Here is a 15,711-nt window from a genome sequence, read left to right on the forward strand (position 1 = left end):
ATTAAAAGAGAAAAAATATCATTTAAGGAGCAATAAAAGTGGTTATTGACAAATCTATTCCAAAGGCGACTGCTAAACGCTTATCGCTCTACTACCGTATTTTCAAACGTTTTCATGCTGATCAAGTCGAAAAAGCAAGCTCTAAACAAATTGCAGATGCTATGGGAATCGACTCTGCAACTGTACGTCGCGACTTCTCCTACTTCGGCGAATTAGGTCGTCGTGGTTTTGGCTATGACGTTTCTAAGTTAATGAATTTCTTTGCAGATTTACTCAACGATCATTCGACTACTAATGTGGTTTTAGTCGGCTGTGGTAATATCGGGCGTGCTTTATTGCGATACCGCTTCCACGATCGTAATAAAATGCAAATTGCAATGGGCTTTGATATTGATGACAATCCTATTGTTGGAACAAAGACAGCTGATGGCATTCCCATCTATGGTATTTCAACCATTAAAGAACAATTGGCAGATACCAATATTGAAACAGCTATTTTGACTGTTCCGAGTGTCCAAGCTCAAGAAGTTGCGGAACAACTCATTGACGCTGGTGTCCGAGGCATCTTAAGTTTTGCACCCGTTCATTTACAAGTTCCTAAAGGGATTATTGTTCAGTCAGTTGATTTAACTAGTGAGTTACAGACCTTACTTTACTTTATGAATCAAAACCAAATGGATTAAGATGCCCCTTATCATTGAAAATGCTTGTTTTTAGCGATACATAGAAAAGATCCTGTCACAGATTTTGTCTGGCAGGATTTTTTAGTGTTAAAATAAGTCTGTCTTCTCTCGAAAACTATAATAACCAGTCTTGCTAACAATAATATGATCAAGGCAAATAATACCTAAATAATCACAGGACTCTTTTATTTTTTCTGTAAAACGGTAATCATTGTCACTTGGCGATGTCGTCCCCGACGGGTGATTATGAACAACAATCAAACTAGTAGCCATATTTTTACAAGCATAATATAAAATTTCACGTGGCTCCGCAATAGAGCGTCTGACTGTCCCGATAAAAATTATTTTTTCTTCAATGACTCTATTTTGGGTATCCAGATAGATCGCCATCAAATGTTCTTGCTTTTTATGTCCTAGGGTTAACATCAATTGTTTTGCGACCTGACTGCTAGATACAATTTGTCTGGAAATTGATTGATCAGCTAATTGAATACGATTGGCGAATTCTAACATGGCCTTAATTTCAATAGCTTTTACTTTTCCAATTCCTGCTAGTTGCTGTAACTCCTGAAGAGATAAGGTTTTAAAATCTGCTAAGCTATCTAACAGTGATAAGAGATAGGAAGACAGCTCTAATACACGCTTATCTTTGTTTCCAGTTCGTAACAAAATAGCCAGTAATTCTTGATTACTTAAGGCTTCTGCACCTTGTTGTATTAAGCGTTCTCTTGGCATCAGACTTTTCTGATCCACTTTGATGGAATACATACGGTTACCTCCACCAATTCTATTCGTTAAAAAACAAGTTTCTAGTTAGAAACCTGTTTTTTTTGTATGGCTTGTTTTTTATAAATATGATCCTTAATGACCTGATAGAAGGTTGCAGCTAAAGGTACCGCAATGATCATCCCTACAATTCCCTTGAGAGAGGCTCCTAGAGTAATGGCCATCAAGACCCACATAGCTGGTAAACCAATAGACCCTCCTACTACTCTAGGGTAAATGAAGTTTCCTTCAATTTGTTGTAAAATAATCAAAAAGACTAAAAAGACAAGGGCTTGACTCATGGATTGGGTCATTATCAAAATAAAGCCGACTGCCACACCAATAGAGGCTCCAATAACAGGAATAAGGGCGGTAAATGCTACTAGGACACCAATTGTTCCTGCAAATGGTAATTGCAATAAAAACATCCCACCAGCTGTTAGGGCCCCTAGAATCATAGCTTCCAAGGTCTGACTAACAAAAAAACCATGGAAACGGTGATGTAATAAATCAACCAAATAATGAATTCTTTGTGAGTATTTACCAGCATAGGTATCCACTAGAATGTTTCCTTGACGACACAAGCTTTCTTTACTGGCTAACACATACAATGAAAAGACAAAACTAATAAAGAGGTTAATAATGGCTGAAGCAATAACTGTTACTGAACTTAAGATATTACTCAAAACACCAATAAACTGTTTTAATAGCTGCTGACTGTAATTAGTGATTGTCTCGGTTAATTTAGCATCCCCACCAATATATCGAATCATTCTCGCAATTAATTTGTTATGACTTAAGTCTTCAACTACCTGTTTAATAGTAGACGTATCAAACTTGGTTAAAGTACTGATACTAGCTATCAAATCAGGAATCACAATGGAGATTATCCATGTAAATAAAATAATAAAGGTCAAATAGGCTAAAAGCATGCAAATTCCACGCTTTAACTTTAAAGCAATTTGAGAGTGAGAAAAGGCATATAAATAAGCCTTTTCATAAGCATTCATCACAATATTCACAATGTAAGCAACTGCTGCTCCATAGAGAAACGGTAAGCTGGTTTTGTAAATGGTCTGAACAATATCTGCACCGCCATTCCAATTAGCTTGAATAGCATAGCATAAAACAAAAGCAAGTACGATATAGAAGACTTGTTTTTTTTCAAATTTCATATTAACTCCTTTTTATCTATTATACACTAAATCATCTAAAATCTTACGGAGCTGGGATTAAAAAAGAAGCTATCTTAAGATAACTCTTTCTTAGGTGATTGGTTATAAGCAAAGATTCTATCTTATCATAAGTAGGTTTTGATTATCTCTGAAATTTTACTGTAAGCCAAAAAATTCAAATGCATGCCATCTAAAGTATACTCATCAGCCAATCCACCTTGTTCATTTTTCAAGATACTATTGATATCAATAAAATTAATCGCTGGAATCATGGCTAGATCTTGATTAATCTCATCGATGGCTTGGTTTGTCCTTGCTTTAACCGTCTTTTGATAGATAGGATTTTTAGAAACAGGTACCAAAGATAACAAACTAATCTGACAATAAATAGAGTGGCTACGAATCTGACCAATAATATCGACAATGTTAGACAAGATATGCGCCTTGTCAAAGCCTAGTCCAATATCATTGCATCCTATTAACAAGATAACATGCTCAGGATTAAGGTCATTAACCTGGGTATCCACATGATCCAATAACCATTGACTATCTGTTCCTGCGATTCCTCTATTTGTAAGAGGAAAGTCTTGACCGAAATATTTTTTGATAGGGTAAAACTCAATAATGGAATCTCCAGCTATGACTACTCCACCATCTGCTACTTTTTTATTTTTGAGCTGATAATCAGCTAGTTTATTTTGTTGGTATTGTAATAATTCTTCTGAAATAACTTCTAACATGATTGACTCCTTTTTCTAACTTCCAGTATATCAAAAAAGAATCAGACAAGGCAGCAAAAGGATTTTTGAGACAAAGTAAACCTTTTATAACTAAAAAAGCTGCTGGTCTTTATGAAAAAGCACCTGCAACTTTTTGAAATAACATATTATCATCAACTTGCTTACATCAAAACTTCCCTTACAAAGCCAGTGTCAGCTTCATTGACGACTAAGAAAATTGTTGCACCTGACAACAATAAAGTGTTACCCGCGTTGTAAAATGAAGTGCAACAAAAAAGACATGTTCGTCTGATATACTAGAATTCCCCAATTCAGTATGGAAAGCAGATGAACATGTCCAACATTAATTCTACCAGAAAATCATCCTATTCTCATCTTTCAGCCACAGAACGGGGTGAAATTGCTGCTTATCTGACAATGGGAAAGAAACCCGCTGAGATTGCTCGACTCTGGGGTCGTCACCTTTCTACAATCTGCCCAGCAATAATACGTGGTTCAATAAAACAGGTAATGGATAAGAGTGGAAAACAAACCTTCTTCAACGCCTATTTCGCTGATAGTGGGCAACATGTCTCTAAAACCTATTGTCAATAGAGTTCTTATCTCTAGTTGAATGACTGCTCCGCTAGGTTCATTGAACAATTAGAATCTGCCTTGACGGCTAACATTCGTCTCCATAGTGTGGATAGTTTTGTTCAGACTTACAAAGTGAACCATCCGGAAGAAGTCGTCCCCTCTACCAAAACGATTTATCGTTATATCAGAGAGGGGGTATCAGCTATTAAACCTATCGATTTGCCTAAGATGGTTAGTATCAGAAAACGTTATAAGAAAGTCATGAAGACGAATAAGAAGACTTTAGGTAAATCTATCGAAGAACGTCCAGAATATATTAATGATCGTTCTGAATTTGGGCATTGGGAGATTGATTTGGTTCTCGGCAAGAAAACCAAAGGTGAAGCTGTTATGTTGACTTTGGTAGAGCGCCAGACACGCTATGCACTAGGAGTTAAGCTAGAAGACAAGCAGTCCCAAACCATTAACCGAGCTGTCACGCATCTCATCAGTCAGTATCCTATTGCATCCATCACAGCGGATAATGGTTCTGAGTTTAGTTTACTCTCAAACTTAGAAGCTGTTGAAGTTTACTTTGCACATCCCTATTCTTCACATGAGAGAGGAAAAAACGAGAACTTCAATGGCCTCCTCAGAGAATATGTCCCTAAAGGAGTCTCACTTAATCCACTAACCTCTGAAGAACTTGACAATTATATTACTGCCATCAATGAGCGCCCAAGACGACTTCTTCAATATCAATCCTCAAAATTCCTGTTTGAGCTATCCCGAACAGCTTAACATCTGGAACTCTAGTTATCTATGAACTGGTTGCACTTGACTTGACAACTTGCGAACCAATTTGCTTAAAGAATAAGGCAAATAAAGTTCCAGACAAGGCACCCAAGGTCAAGATTGGAAGGAAGATACCTCCAGGTAAACCACTAGAGTAACTAAACATGCTAACAATAAACCGAATGAATAAATACAAAGCAATGGTCACAAGTGGTAACTCTACTTGTGAAAGAGAAATAATCAAACCATGGCCCCCACCTAACAATTGAGGAAAATAATAGCCAACAGGTAGAATAACCAGTACTGTTAAGATCCCATAAAAAGCGGGAGTTATTTTTAAGTATTTTCCTAAAAAGTCATAGATAAGATGAAAACGCAGAATAACCCATTCATACACATAGCCTAAAATTCCCAGAAAAACACCTAGCAATAAGAGCAGCCAATATTGATTTAATCCTAGAAAAGGCATTGCTTTTGGCATAGCTAGTACTGGCCTGAGCCCAAAAATATGCAATGAGATAAAATTAGCAACAAGGCTAGCTACTAAGGCTGTAATCCAAATTAATCGTGAAAAATGATGGTAAATTTCTTCAACAACAAATAACAAACCTGCAATAGGGGCATTAAAAGCTGCAGATAAACCAGCTGCTGCACCACTTGCAATCAGCACCCTTTTTTCCAATCCACTAGATTTTAAAGCTTTTGCCAAGCCTTTAGCTGACATAGCACCTAATTGAGTGGAAGGACCTTCTCTTCCTAGCATAAAGCCCATTGAAATAGCTAAGGTTCCCGCTAGAAATTTTTTCCATAAGACACTCCACCAATTAGGAGACATAAGGCCCTTTAACTCACCTTCTACGTGCGGGATACCAGAACCCTTGATATCTGGGTCAGATTTGACCAGATAACCCACAAAAAGAATAATCAGTAAACTGACTACTAAAATTGGCAATAATAAAAAAGGATTGCTATGTGATTGGTGGTAAACATCAACTACCCTTTCAGCAAGAATCTCAATTAATAAGCGAAATAGACTAACCACCACTCCTGAAATAACCCCTACCAGAATCCCACGCCAAACATATGATTTTCCATTTTTTCCTCTCTTTCTTTTAAATGCACTAGACCTATTGTATCAAAGTCTATGATAAGTTTCTAGTCGACTGAAATAGAAAAAGATAAAAAAGAGAACCTTGTCATCTCTACAAAGCTCTCTGATGGATGTAAGAAATTAAGGAAAAAGCGATCAACTTGAAGCAAAAGTCACTTTTGGCTACTTTGTTTGTCGCTGGAATAAACAGGATATTTACTAATACCCTAGAAAAGCTCCTTATCCTTTTAATCTAGGAACAGGGCTTGTCTACCAATCTAAGTGATTACTCTGTAACTGCAGAACTAACGCTTTTAGCCACAATCTCTGCCACACCTTCTTGGAAGGCATCGGGAATAATATGAGTTCTTGAAAGGTCGTCATCAGAAATCAAACTAGCAATTCCTTTTGCAGCTGCAATTTGCATATCAATGGTGATGCTTTTAGCACGCGCGTCCAAAGCTCCTCTAAAAATACCTGGAAAAGCTAAAACATTGTTGATTTGATTTGGAAAATCACTACGACCTGTTCCGACGATATAAGCACCTGCTGCAATTGCTTGATCAGGGAAAATTTCTGGAATTGGATTTGTCATGGCAAAAATAATTGGCTTATCTGACATTTCTGCTATCCATTCTTCTTTTAGAGCACCAGGAGCAGAAACACCAATAAAGATATCAGCTCCAACCAAGGCTTCTTTTAAAGTCCCTGAAATGATGACTTTGAAGCTGATCCGCCTCTTTTTCATTAATAATGCCAAACTTATCAACTACTATAACATCTGTTGCCCCTGCAGCTATTAGTTTACGGGTGATAGAAAGACCTGCTGAACCACCACCATTGACAACAATTTTAACATCTTCTAAAGTTTTGGATACCAATTTTAGACTGTTGAAGACCGCCGCCAAAACAACAATTGCTGTTCCATGTTGATCATCATGAAAGACAGGAATATCACATTCTTCAATCAATCGTTGTTCGATTTCAAAGCATCTTGGAGCACTAATATCTTCAAGATTAATACCACCAAAGGTTGGTGCTATGGCCTTAACTATTTGGATAATTTCTTCAGGATCTTTAGTGTCTAAGACAATAGGCACAGCATCAACACCTGCAAATTGTTTAAACAAGGCTGCTTTTCCTTCCATCACAGGCATAGCCGCTTCAGGACCAATATCACCTAAGCCAAGAACAGCAGTCCCATCACTAACAACAGCTACTGTATTTTTCTTTGTCGTCAAATCATAAGCTAAAGTCTTATCTTCAGCAATAGCTGATGACACACTAGCAACACCTGGAGTATAAGCAATACTTAAATCATGTTTATTTAAAATCGTTACTTTAGGATTCACTTCCAACTTTCCACCAAATGCTTTGGCTTGTTCTAATGCTAATTGACCTAACATATTTTCCATTTAAGACCTCTTTTCTAAAATTTAAACTGATTATTAGTGGAAGATAATTCGTAAAATCGCTGTCATGGTAATTACTGTTATAGCACCACCAAGACGTGTTGCTACTTGAGCAAATGGCATGAGATTCATCCGATCAGCTGTGCTAAGAATGGCTACATCCCCAGTACCACCCATTCCACTTTGACAAGCAGAAATGATAGCTGCTTCAACAGGATGCATATTTAAAAAGCGAGACACAAAGAATCCAACACTGACCACTGTAAATACCACACTGATAACAACAAGAAAGTATTGCCAACTAAGGGTTGCTACCACATCCTTTAAGGGAATATAAAGCAATCCTAAACCAGCCATTAAAGGAAAGGTAAAGTTTCCTGAAATAAATTTATAAAGTTGTTTAGCACCATTTTGGGTTTCTTGAGGTATGACATTGACGTATTTCAAGAAAGCAGCCAAAATAATCATCAAGACTGGCCCTGGGAAACCAGTTAAATGTTGTAATAGCCCACCAGCGATAAAAAGACAAGAAGCTGTTAAGACACCTCCACCCATCAATTTAACATCCAATTCACCAGACTGATCTTTTAGGGCATCAGACATATCTTCTTCATGCCCTATTTTGACTAACTGACCTTTACCAGAATAGTCTGGGTGTTTTTCACCAAAACGACTTAATAATGCTGTACACAAAATGGCAAAGAAGTTTCCAATAATAGTAGCTGGAATTAATTGAGCCACCAATTGCTCGCTAGCAACTCCTGTAATGGCACTATAACCTAAAGATAAAGGAAGGATACCTTCACCTATTCCTCCTGCAAGAACAGGTGTCACAATGTAAAAGAAGGTATGTTGCCATTCTAGTCCCAAGAGGAGACCAACTAAGGTCCCAACTCCCATAGAACACACCATGCCAAGTAACATCGGAATGATCATTCGAAACAAACCTTGAATCAAAATTTTACGGTTCATCCCTAAAATACTACCGCAAACCAGACAGGCAATATAAAAATACCCATGGTGCTAGTTAATTTCAAAATATCTCAAATTGTAAGCTAGTATGATTTGTTCAATCCTCAATTGCAGCCCTGTCATGCCCCCTAGCCAGTGTTCGTTCCATATCAAAAAGGGAACAAAGTTCTGAAAATCTAGTCTCAATGGTTCGTCTCATAGCCATTAGTTTCCAATGATTATGCTGTTTAGCCCCTTCCATATTTTGACGCAAGGGAGTCCAGAGGTGATAGCCATTTTGCTTCAACTCATCTTTCAGCTCACGGTTAAGGTAACCTAAGTCTGCTAAAATGACGGATTGTTCACACCTTTCTAGCAACTCGTAAACTGCCTTAATATCATGAACAGAGGCTGGGCTGACAACATAATTCAGAATGTAGCCTGATAAGGTCACTAGCATGTGAACCTTAAAACCGTAAAACCACATATGTTTAGAGGCGGTGTAACCAATATTAGCTATCCCATTGAAAAGTCTGAACCTGTGGTTACGAATAGATTGACAAAGTGGCAAAGGAAAGCTGTCTATAATAACAATGGTATTGGGAGAAATTTGAGTGTTCATTGCCTGACGAATCACTTGAACCAGCCAAATCAACTGTCTTGCACGCCTATAAAAGCGACTTCTTTCTAGTAATGTACCGCAGGGAAATAGCTGACAAATCCTATAAAAGTGACGTTGTGATTTAATACCTAGTTCAGCTTGTAATAGCAGTAAAACTAGAAGAGATTGGTCTGAAACTTTGGACAGACAGACGTTACGACGGTGTTTGAAGTCTTCCGGACAATAATCCTGATAAAACTGAGAACAAATTTTTGATAATTGACGCATATTCCATTGTAAGTGATGGGATTTAGCTGTATACTGTAAGTGGCTCATTTGGACTAACCTCCTGTTTGTGTAGGCACTTACAGTATAGTCCTTTTGGGCTTTTTATTGTATTTTGAGATTAACTAGCACCACGGGTTAAAATATAAGAAATTAGCTTCCTTCATCAAAACATGGGTCGCCTCTAAGACATTGGGATTTAGGAGATTAAAAAAAACCAAGATAGAGGGAACCAATAAAGATAAAATGGCTGGACCACCAAAATGCTTGATCCCTGGCAGATTAGCACCGATAGTTCCTAAAAGCCAGCCCATCGTAAGAATAATGGCAAATCCACCTAACATATTAACCGGCAGTTGCTGCAAATAAGCCGTAATAATAATAAGTAGCGCCAACACAGTATAAACAGGCAAAGGGACGGATCCTATCCTTGCAGACCGCCACTGCCTCTTACTATTAGTTAAAGGGAAATCTGATCTCCCTTTTTTTCCCATTGTTTCCATGAACAACCTCCTTTTTTAATTACCTTCAGTATAAAGGAGCTGCCTAAGAAAGAATACATTCTTTAATTTCTTTAAGTACTTTAACTAATTTAACTTTTTTAATTAATTTAAGCTAGCTTGTCTTTTCTTAACTGAAGAGCCTTTCCATAATTCTAGTAACCATGATTATTCTGACAACTTCCATCTTTTACGTCATCATGTTGCACGAAACCCATCAGTCCATCAAGCAACAAGAAAGTCATTTGTTAACAGCCACAGGTAAAATGCTAGCTCAAAATGAGGAAATCAAAGCATTACTCAGGAAAAATCACCCAAAGACTGAAATCACAAAATATAGTAACCAAATTGCAGCTATTTATCACTTGGACTATGTGGTAGTGATGAATATGTCAGGTATTCGATTGACACATCCTATGCCTGAAAAAATTGGCAAACCTTTTGAAGGTGGCGATGAAAAAGATGTCCTTCAGGGTAAGGAAGTGCTATCAACGGCAAAAGGGAGTTTGGGCAAGTCCCTTCGTTACCTGGTTCCTGTTTTTGATGGCAAAAAACAAATTGGTGCCTTGGCAGTAGGGATTAAGCTCACAACACTCAATGAAGTGGCACTTACCTCAAAGCGAAACTACACACTTTCTCTCTTATTTTGTCTTTTAATTAGTCTGCTAGGAACTAGCCTTTTGTCCATCCGCTTAAAACGACAACTCCATAATCTTGAACCTAGTGAAATCTATCAGCTATTAGAAGAAAGAAATGCCATGCTTGATCAAATGGAAGCAGCCGTTTTTGTCATTAATAAAACGGGAAAACTTCAATTATGTAATCAGGCCGCAAAAGAACTTATTGAAAAAAATGTCCAAAAAGTCGATCGCTTTGGGCAAGCCTTTCATCAGCTTTTCCCCCAGTTTGCGCAATTGGATTTTCAAAGAGAGCACGAACAGCTCTTTCGCTATCAAGAAGAAGATTACCTTTTATCTGTCTCTCCTATTACTGTAAAAAATGACCATAGAGGCTATATTATTTTTATGCGAGAAGCTGCTAAGGCCATTGATACTCTAGATCAATTAGCTTATACAACTGCTTATGCTTCTGCACTCCAAGCTCAAACCCATAAATTTATGAATCAATTGCATGTGATTTATGGCTTGGTTGACATTGCTTATTATGATCAATTAAAGATTTACCTTAATAGTCTTTTAGAAGCTGAAAACGAAACGATTACAAGTCTTTCTGTCTTAGTAAAAGAACCCTTGCTAGCTAGTTTTTTAATTGGTGAACAAGAAAAATGCCAAGAACTTAATATGACCCTTAAGATTGATATTAATAGTGAAATTCCCCACTCAATCACCAAAAATCAGCTAAACAATTGCTTGATGCTTTATCGTTTCATTCACAGCACCATTTTAAACAATATAAAACCAATCGCTTTCACAATACAGCTGAAACACGACAATCACTTTTTAACAAGTCACTACCAGCTAAATTTACCGTCTCCTCACCCAAATCACTTTCAAGAAGCCTTTGAACACCCCTATTTTAAGCAATTATTGAAAGATACAAAGGCAGACTTCCATCATATGATAAGTGATTCTAAACTTGAATTGATTTTAAGAACACCTTACATAGGAGATTAACATGAATGTATTAATTATCGAAGATGATCCCATGGTGGATTTTATACACCGTAACTATCTTGAAAAATTAGCCCTTTTTGATAGCATTATTTCTAGTGAGAGTTTAAAGGAAGCTTGGTCAGCTCTTTCAGATTTTACAATCGATTTGATTCTATTAGATATTCATATTAAAGACGGTAATGGCATTGCATTTTTGGAAGATTTGAGAACAAGACATCAACCTTCTGAAGTCATTATTATTTCAGCGGCTAATGATGGCCATATCATTCGAGATGGCTTTCACTTAGGTATTATTGATTATTTGATTAAACCTTTTACCTTCGAGCGTTTTGAAGAAAGTATTCAACAGTTTTTAGCCCACCGTTCTCAATTAGCCCATAAAGAACTACAGCAAGTTCAGATTGATCAACTTAAGAGCATTGGACAAGCCAAGCAAGAACATCAATCACAGCTGCTAGAAAAAGGCTTATCTGAAGATACCTTAGCCTTAATTCTAGCTACCATATCTGCTTTTAAGCATGCTTTTACGATTCAAGATTTGTGTCAAGCAACACATCTATCGCATGTTTCTGTCAGAAAGTACATTGCTTATTTAGAAGAGAAAAAACAGCTAGATAGTCAGCAGATTTATACTAAGGTTGGCCGACCATATCGGGTTTATTATAAAAAAGAAAACTAAAAAGGTAGGAGCTCTAAGCTCACTACCTTTTTCATTATTTACGATACATTTTGAATTGCAAATACAGATCATTATAAATGCCTAACCAGCGAGAACCTAGATTATCATAAACCTCAAGTTTTTGAATCGTTTTATCATCAGGATAAAAAGCGCGATCTTGTTTGATTTCATCAGGCAACAAGGCCTTGGCTTTTTGATTTGGTGTCGCATAGCCAATATATTCAGCATTTTGCGCAGCATTTTCAGCTTTATTAATAAAGTTGATAAAAGCATAAGCCTCTTTTTCATGCTTCATTGTTTTTGGTAAAACCAAATTATCAAACCAAAGATTGGATCCTTCTGATGGGACAACATAATGCAAATGCTCATTACTATCAATCATCTCACTTGCTTCACCAGAGAAGGTAATACCAATAGCTGCATCCTCTTGAATCATATAACCTTTCATCTCATCAGCTACAATGGCTTTAACATTTGGCGTCAATGCTTGCAATTTTTTCTCTGCAGCCTGTAAATGGTCTAGATTCTTAGAGTTAACACTGTGACCTAAAGTGGTTAAACCAACTCCTAGCATTTCACGCGCCCCATCAATTAACATGATTTGGTTTTTATACTCTGGACGCCACAAATCTTCCCAATGTAAGGGAGCTTTGTCTACTAATTTATCATTATAAACAATCCCCACTGTCCCCCAGAAATAAGGGATGGAATAATCATTTTTGGGATCAAAACTTTTTCCTAAAAATTCTTTTCCAATTTGATCCATGCCAACTAATTTTGACTTGTCTAATTTGACTAGAAGATTTTCCTTAATCATCTTATCAATAGTGTAATCACTAGGAACAGCAATATCGTAAGTTGTGCCTCCCTGTTTGATTTTAGTGTACATGGCTTCATTGGAATCAAAAGTCTCATATTGAACTTCGATGCCAGTTTCTTTAGTGAATTTTTTTAATAGGGCAGGATCAATATAATCTCCCCAGTTATAAATAACTAACTTTTCAGACTGACTTGCAGAGCCCGATTGTTTTTGTAAAACAAAGGAAAGGCTTGTTAAAACAAGGACAATACCAATGACACCTGCTAAAAAGGAATATAACTTACGCATGTTTTTCCTCCTTATCCTGTGATATATAATAGTAGCCAATCACTAAGCCGATTGAGAATAGGAAAACTATGGTCGAAAGGGCATTAATTTCCAAGGAAATCCCCTGACGAGCACGCGAATAAATCTCAACTGAAAGAGTGGTAAAGCCATTCCCTGTTAAGAAAAAGGTAACTGCAAAATCATCCAAAGAATAGGTGAATGCCATAAAATAGCCAGCAATAATTCCTGGTATCAAATAGGGCAGCATCACTTCTTTCAACATTTGAATATGGTTAGCCCCTAAATCATAAGCTGCATTAACCATATCTTGATTCATTTCCTTTAAACTTGGAAGAACCATCAATACCACAATAGGAATGGAAAAAGCAATATGGCTCAACAAGACTGAAAACATACCTAGTTGAAATTTCAATGACGTGAACAAAATCAAGAATGAGGCACCAATCATCACATCAGGTGATACCATTAAGACATTATTGGTCGACAAAATAGCGTTTTGGTATTTTTCTCTCGATTGATGAATAAAAATAGCTCCAAAAGTTCCAATAACTGTTGCTATTAAAGCACTACTAAAAGCAAGGATAAATGTCTCTAATAAGATAGCCATCAAACGACTATCTTCAAACATGCTCTTATAATGAGCTAAAGTCAAGCCGGTAAAGCCATTCATATCACCACCTTTGTTAAAGGAATAAACAATGAGATAGAAAATCGGCACATAGAGCAAAATAAAGACCGCTGCTAAGTAAAGGTTGGCAAATTTTTTCATTTACTTCTCTCCTTTGTTAGCCACATAATCGCAACCATGGTAAGAATTAAGACAACACCAATGGTTGATCCCATTCCCCAGTTTTGAGTGGTTAAAAAGTGTTGTTCAATGGCTGTACCAAGTGTGATCACTCGATTTCCTCCAATAAGTCGTGTCAACATGAATAAACTCAAACTTGGAATAAAGACAGCTTGAACACCAGCTCTAACACCATTTAAGGATAAGGGAAAAATCACCTTAGAAAAAGCTTGAAATTCATTAGCTCCTAGATCTCTACTTGCATTGATAACATTGCCATCAATATCATCCAGAGCATTAAAAATAGGTAAAATCATAAAAGGCAGCTCAATATAAGAAGCCACAAAAATAAAGGAAAAATCGGTAAAAAGAATTTGTTGTGGTCCTAAGCCCATAAAGGTCAAGAAACTATTAATCCCACCATGCTGACCAAAAATCCCCATAAAAGCGTAAGCTTTTAACAAGAGATTAACCCACGTTGGTAAAATAATTAACATCAACCAAAGCTGCTTATGCTTCAAACGCGTTAAAATCAGTGCCGTAGGGTATGAAATAAGTAAGGTCACCAGGGTAACAATCCCCGCATACAAAATCGAATTAAAGCTCATTCGCAAATAAGTCCATGAACTAAAAAAAGTCTCATAATTGGCTAGTGTAAAATGCCCTTCAATATCAAAAAAGGATTTGTAAAACAAAAGAGCAACGGGTGCGATGACAAAAAAGACAATCCATAAAAAGTAAGGGATAGAAAAGAGACTAGAGGTTTTCTTCATTACGCTCCTCCTCAATGGCATTGATCAAACCATCTTCTGGATTATCAATTTCCACATACTCTTCAATACGTGCGTCAAATTCTTCCTCAGTTTCGTTGAGACGCATGATATGAATGTCTTCTGGTGTGAAGTCTAAGCCAATAACCTCACCTTCGATAGCCTTACGAGTAGAGTGAATCATCCATTCGTTACCTAGCTCATCATAGGCAATAATCTCATAGTGAACACCTCTGAAAAGTTGCGTATCTACCTTAACTTGCAACTTACCTTCTTCAGGTAGAGTAATTTGCAAATCTTCAGGGCGAATGACAATTTCAACAGGTTCATTAGGACGCATCCCACCATCTACGGATTCAAAGGTCTTGCCATTGAAAGAAACAAGGTAGTCTTCAATCATGGTTCCGTTAAGGATATTAGACTCACCAATAAAGTTGGCTACAAAATGGTTAATAGGTTCGTCGTAAATATCTACTGGCGTTCCTGACTGCACAATTTCACCTTCATTCATAACAAAAATCCAGTCACTCATAGCAAGTGCTTCTTCTTGATCATGGGTGACAAAGACAAAAGTAATCCCTAAACGTTGTTGCAATTCACGCAGCTCATATTGCATTTCCGTTCTCAACTTCAAGTCTAAAGCCGATAAAGGTTCATCTAACAAGACAACTCTCGGTTGATTGATGATAGCACGGGCAATAGCAACGCGCTGACGCTGTCCACCTGATAATTTTTGAATAGAACGTTTTTCATAACCTTCTAACTGCACCATTTTCAAGGCTTCTTTAACACGCTCAGCAATGGTCTTTTTATCAACTTTTTTTAATTTTAAAGAGAAGGCTACATTCTCAAAAACAGTCATATGCGGGAAAAGGGCGTAATTTTGGAATACGGTATGAATATCACGCTTGTTGATTGGCAAGTCATTAATACGTTCACCATCCAAATAAATATCACCACTACTAGCATCTAATAAACCAGCCATAATATTTAAAATGGTTGATTTTCCAGAACCTGAAGCCCCTAATAATGTATAAAATTTACCTTCTTCAAGTTCAAAATTGATATTTTTTAAAACTTGTGTGTCGCTATCTTCAAATGTCTTTGAAACATTGTTAAATGTGATAATTGGCTTAGTCAATTGTCATAAATCCTCCACGGTATTTTCTTTTTTTGATAAC

Annotated in this window: 10 protein-coding genes and 6 pseudogenes; 4 read left to right on the forward strand and 12 right to left on the reverse strand. The window is 36.9% G+C overall.

The genetic code is table 11. From position 1 onward, the window contains the following. Positions 1-38: 38 nt before the first annotated feature. Complete coding sequence (locus STRIC_RS06660) at positions 39-683, forward strand: redox-sensing transcriptional repressor Rex (RefSeq protein ID WP_008089027.1); 645 nt, start codon at positions 39-41, stop codon at positions 681-683. An 87-nt stretch (positions 684-770) separates the two neighbouring features. Here STRIC_RS06660 and radC read toward each other — a convergent pair whose 3' ends face one another. From radC to STRIC_RS06675, 3 genes are all read right to left on the reverse strand, one after another. After that, the gene (radC, locus tag STRIC_RS06665) at positions 771-1,451 is read right to left on the reverse strand and encodes a RadC family protein (protein ID WP_008088756.1); all 681 of its coding nucleotides are present in this window, start codon (positions 1,449-1,451) and stop codon (positions 771-773) included. 41 nt (positions 1,452-1,492) lie between these two features. Beyond that, entirely contained in the window at positions 1,493-2,623 is a 1,131-nt protein-coding gene (locus tag STRIC_RS06670; protein ID WP_008088790.1) for an AI-2E family transporter, read from the reverse strand. A 125-nt stretch (positions 2,624-2,748) separates the two neighbouring features. After that, on the reverse strand, positions 2,749-3,363 hold the full coding sequence (locus STRIC_RS06675; protein ID WP_008089428.1) for an SGNH/GDSL hydrolase family protein: 615 nt from the start codon (positions 3,361-3,363) through the stop codon (positions 2,749-2,751). Positions 3,364-3,696: 333 nt separating this feature from the next. On the opposite strand from STRIC_RS06675, the pseudogene STRIC_RS06680 reads away from it, so the two are divergent. After that, a pseudogene (locus tag STRIC_RS06680) lies at positions 3,697-4,719 on the forward strand (IS30 family transposase). A gap of 55 nt (positions 4,720-4,774) precedes the next feature. Here STRIC_RS06680 and STRIC_RS06685 read toward each other — a convergent pair. The 5 pseudogenes from STRIC_RS06685 to STRIC_RS06705 all read right to left on the reverse strand — a co-directional run. Further along, a pseudogene (locus STRIC_RS06685) lies at positions 4,775-5,800 on the reverse strand (ClC family H(+)/Cl(-) exchange transporter); the annotation flags it as partial. 289 nt (positions 5,801-6,089) lie between these two features. Beyond that, positions 6,090-7,218, reverse strand: a pseudogene (locus tag STRIC_RS06690) (NAD(P)-dependent malic enzyme). 33 nt (positions 7,219-7,251) lie between these two features. Beyond that, a pseudogene (locus STRIC_RS06695) lies at positions 7,252-8,229 on the reverse strand (2-hydroxycarboxylate transporter family protein); the annotation flags it as partial. Positions 8,230-8,238: 9 nt separating this feature from the next. Then, positions 8,239-9,103 (reverse strand): annotated as a pseudogene (locus STRIC_RS06700) (IS982 family transposase). A gap of 77 nt (positions 9,104-9,180) precedes the next feature. Continuing rightward, a pseudogene (locus STRIC_RS06705) lies at positions 9,181-9,555 on the reverse strand (2-hydroxycarboxylate transporter family protein); the annotation flags it as partial. Positions 9,556-9,716: 161 nt separating this feature from the next. Between STRIC_RS06705 and STRIC_RS06710 the strand changes: the two are divergent. Then, positions 9,717-11,186, forward strand: a complete 1,470-nt coding sequence (locus tag STRIC_RS06710; RefSeq protein ID WP_008088690.1) for a Spo0B domain-containing protein — start codon at positions 9,717-9,719, stop codon at positions 11,184-11,186. 1 nt (position 11,187) lies between these two features. Beyond that, a complete protein-coding gene (locus STRIC_RS06715) occupies positions 11,188-11,865 on the forward strand; it encodes a response regulator (protein WP_008089158.1) in 678 nt (225 codons plus the stop codon). Positions 11,866-11,899: 34 nt separating this feature from the next. On the opposite strand, the gene STRIC_RS06720 is transcribed toward STRIC_RS06715, so the two are convergent. Genes STRIC_RS06720 through STRIC_RS06735 form a run of 4 tightly spaced genes read right to left on the reverse strand, consistent with a single transcriptional unit; the run spans position 11,900 to position 15,671 of the window. Next, complete coding sequence (locus STRIC_RS06720) at positions 11,900-12,973, reverse strand: ABC transporter substrate-binding protein (protein ID WP_008089559.1); 1,074 nt, start codon at positions 12,971-12,973, stop codon at positions 11,900-11,902. Beyond that, entirely contained in the window at positions 12,966-13,742 is a 777-nt protein-coding gene (locus STRIC_RS06725; protein WP_008088892.1) for an ABC transporter permease, read from the reverse strand. The genes STRIC_RS06720 and STRIC_RS06725 overlap by 8 nt, the downstream gene beginning before the upstream one ends. Further along, on the reverse strand, positions 13,739-14,533 hold the full coding sequence (locus tag STRIC_RS06730; protein ID WP_008089503.1) for an ABC transporter permease: 795 nt from the start codon (positions 14,531-14,533) through the stop codon (positions 13,739-13,741). The genes STRIC_RS06725 and STRIC_RS06730 overlap by 4 nt, the downstream gene beginning before the upstream one ends. Then, positions 14,517-15,671, reverse strand: a complete 1,155-nt coding sequence (locus STRIC_RS06735) for an ABC transporter ATP-binding protein (protein ID WP_008089064.1) — start codon at positions 15,669-15,671, stop codon at positions 14,517-14,519. The genes STRIC_RS06730 and STRIC_RS06735 overlap by 17 nt, the downstream gene beginning before the upstream one ends. Between the last annotated feature and the right edge of the window lie 40 nt (positions 15,672-15,711).

Source organism: Streptococcus ictaluri 707-05 (assembly GCF_000188015.2).
In the GTDB taxonomy this organism is placed as follows: Bacteria; Bacillota; Bacilli; order Lactobacillales; family Streptococcaceae; genus Streptococcus; species Streptococcus ictaluri.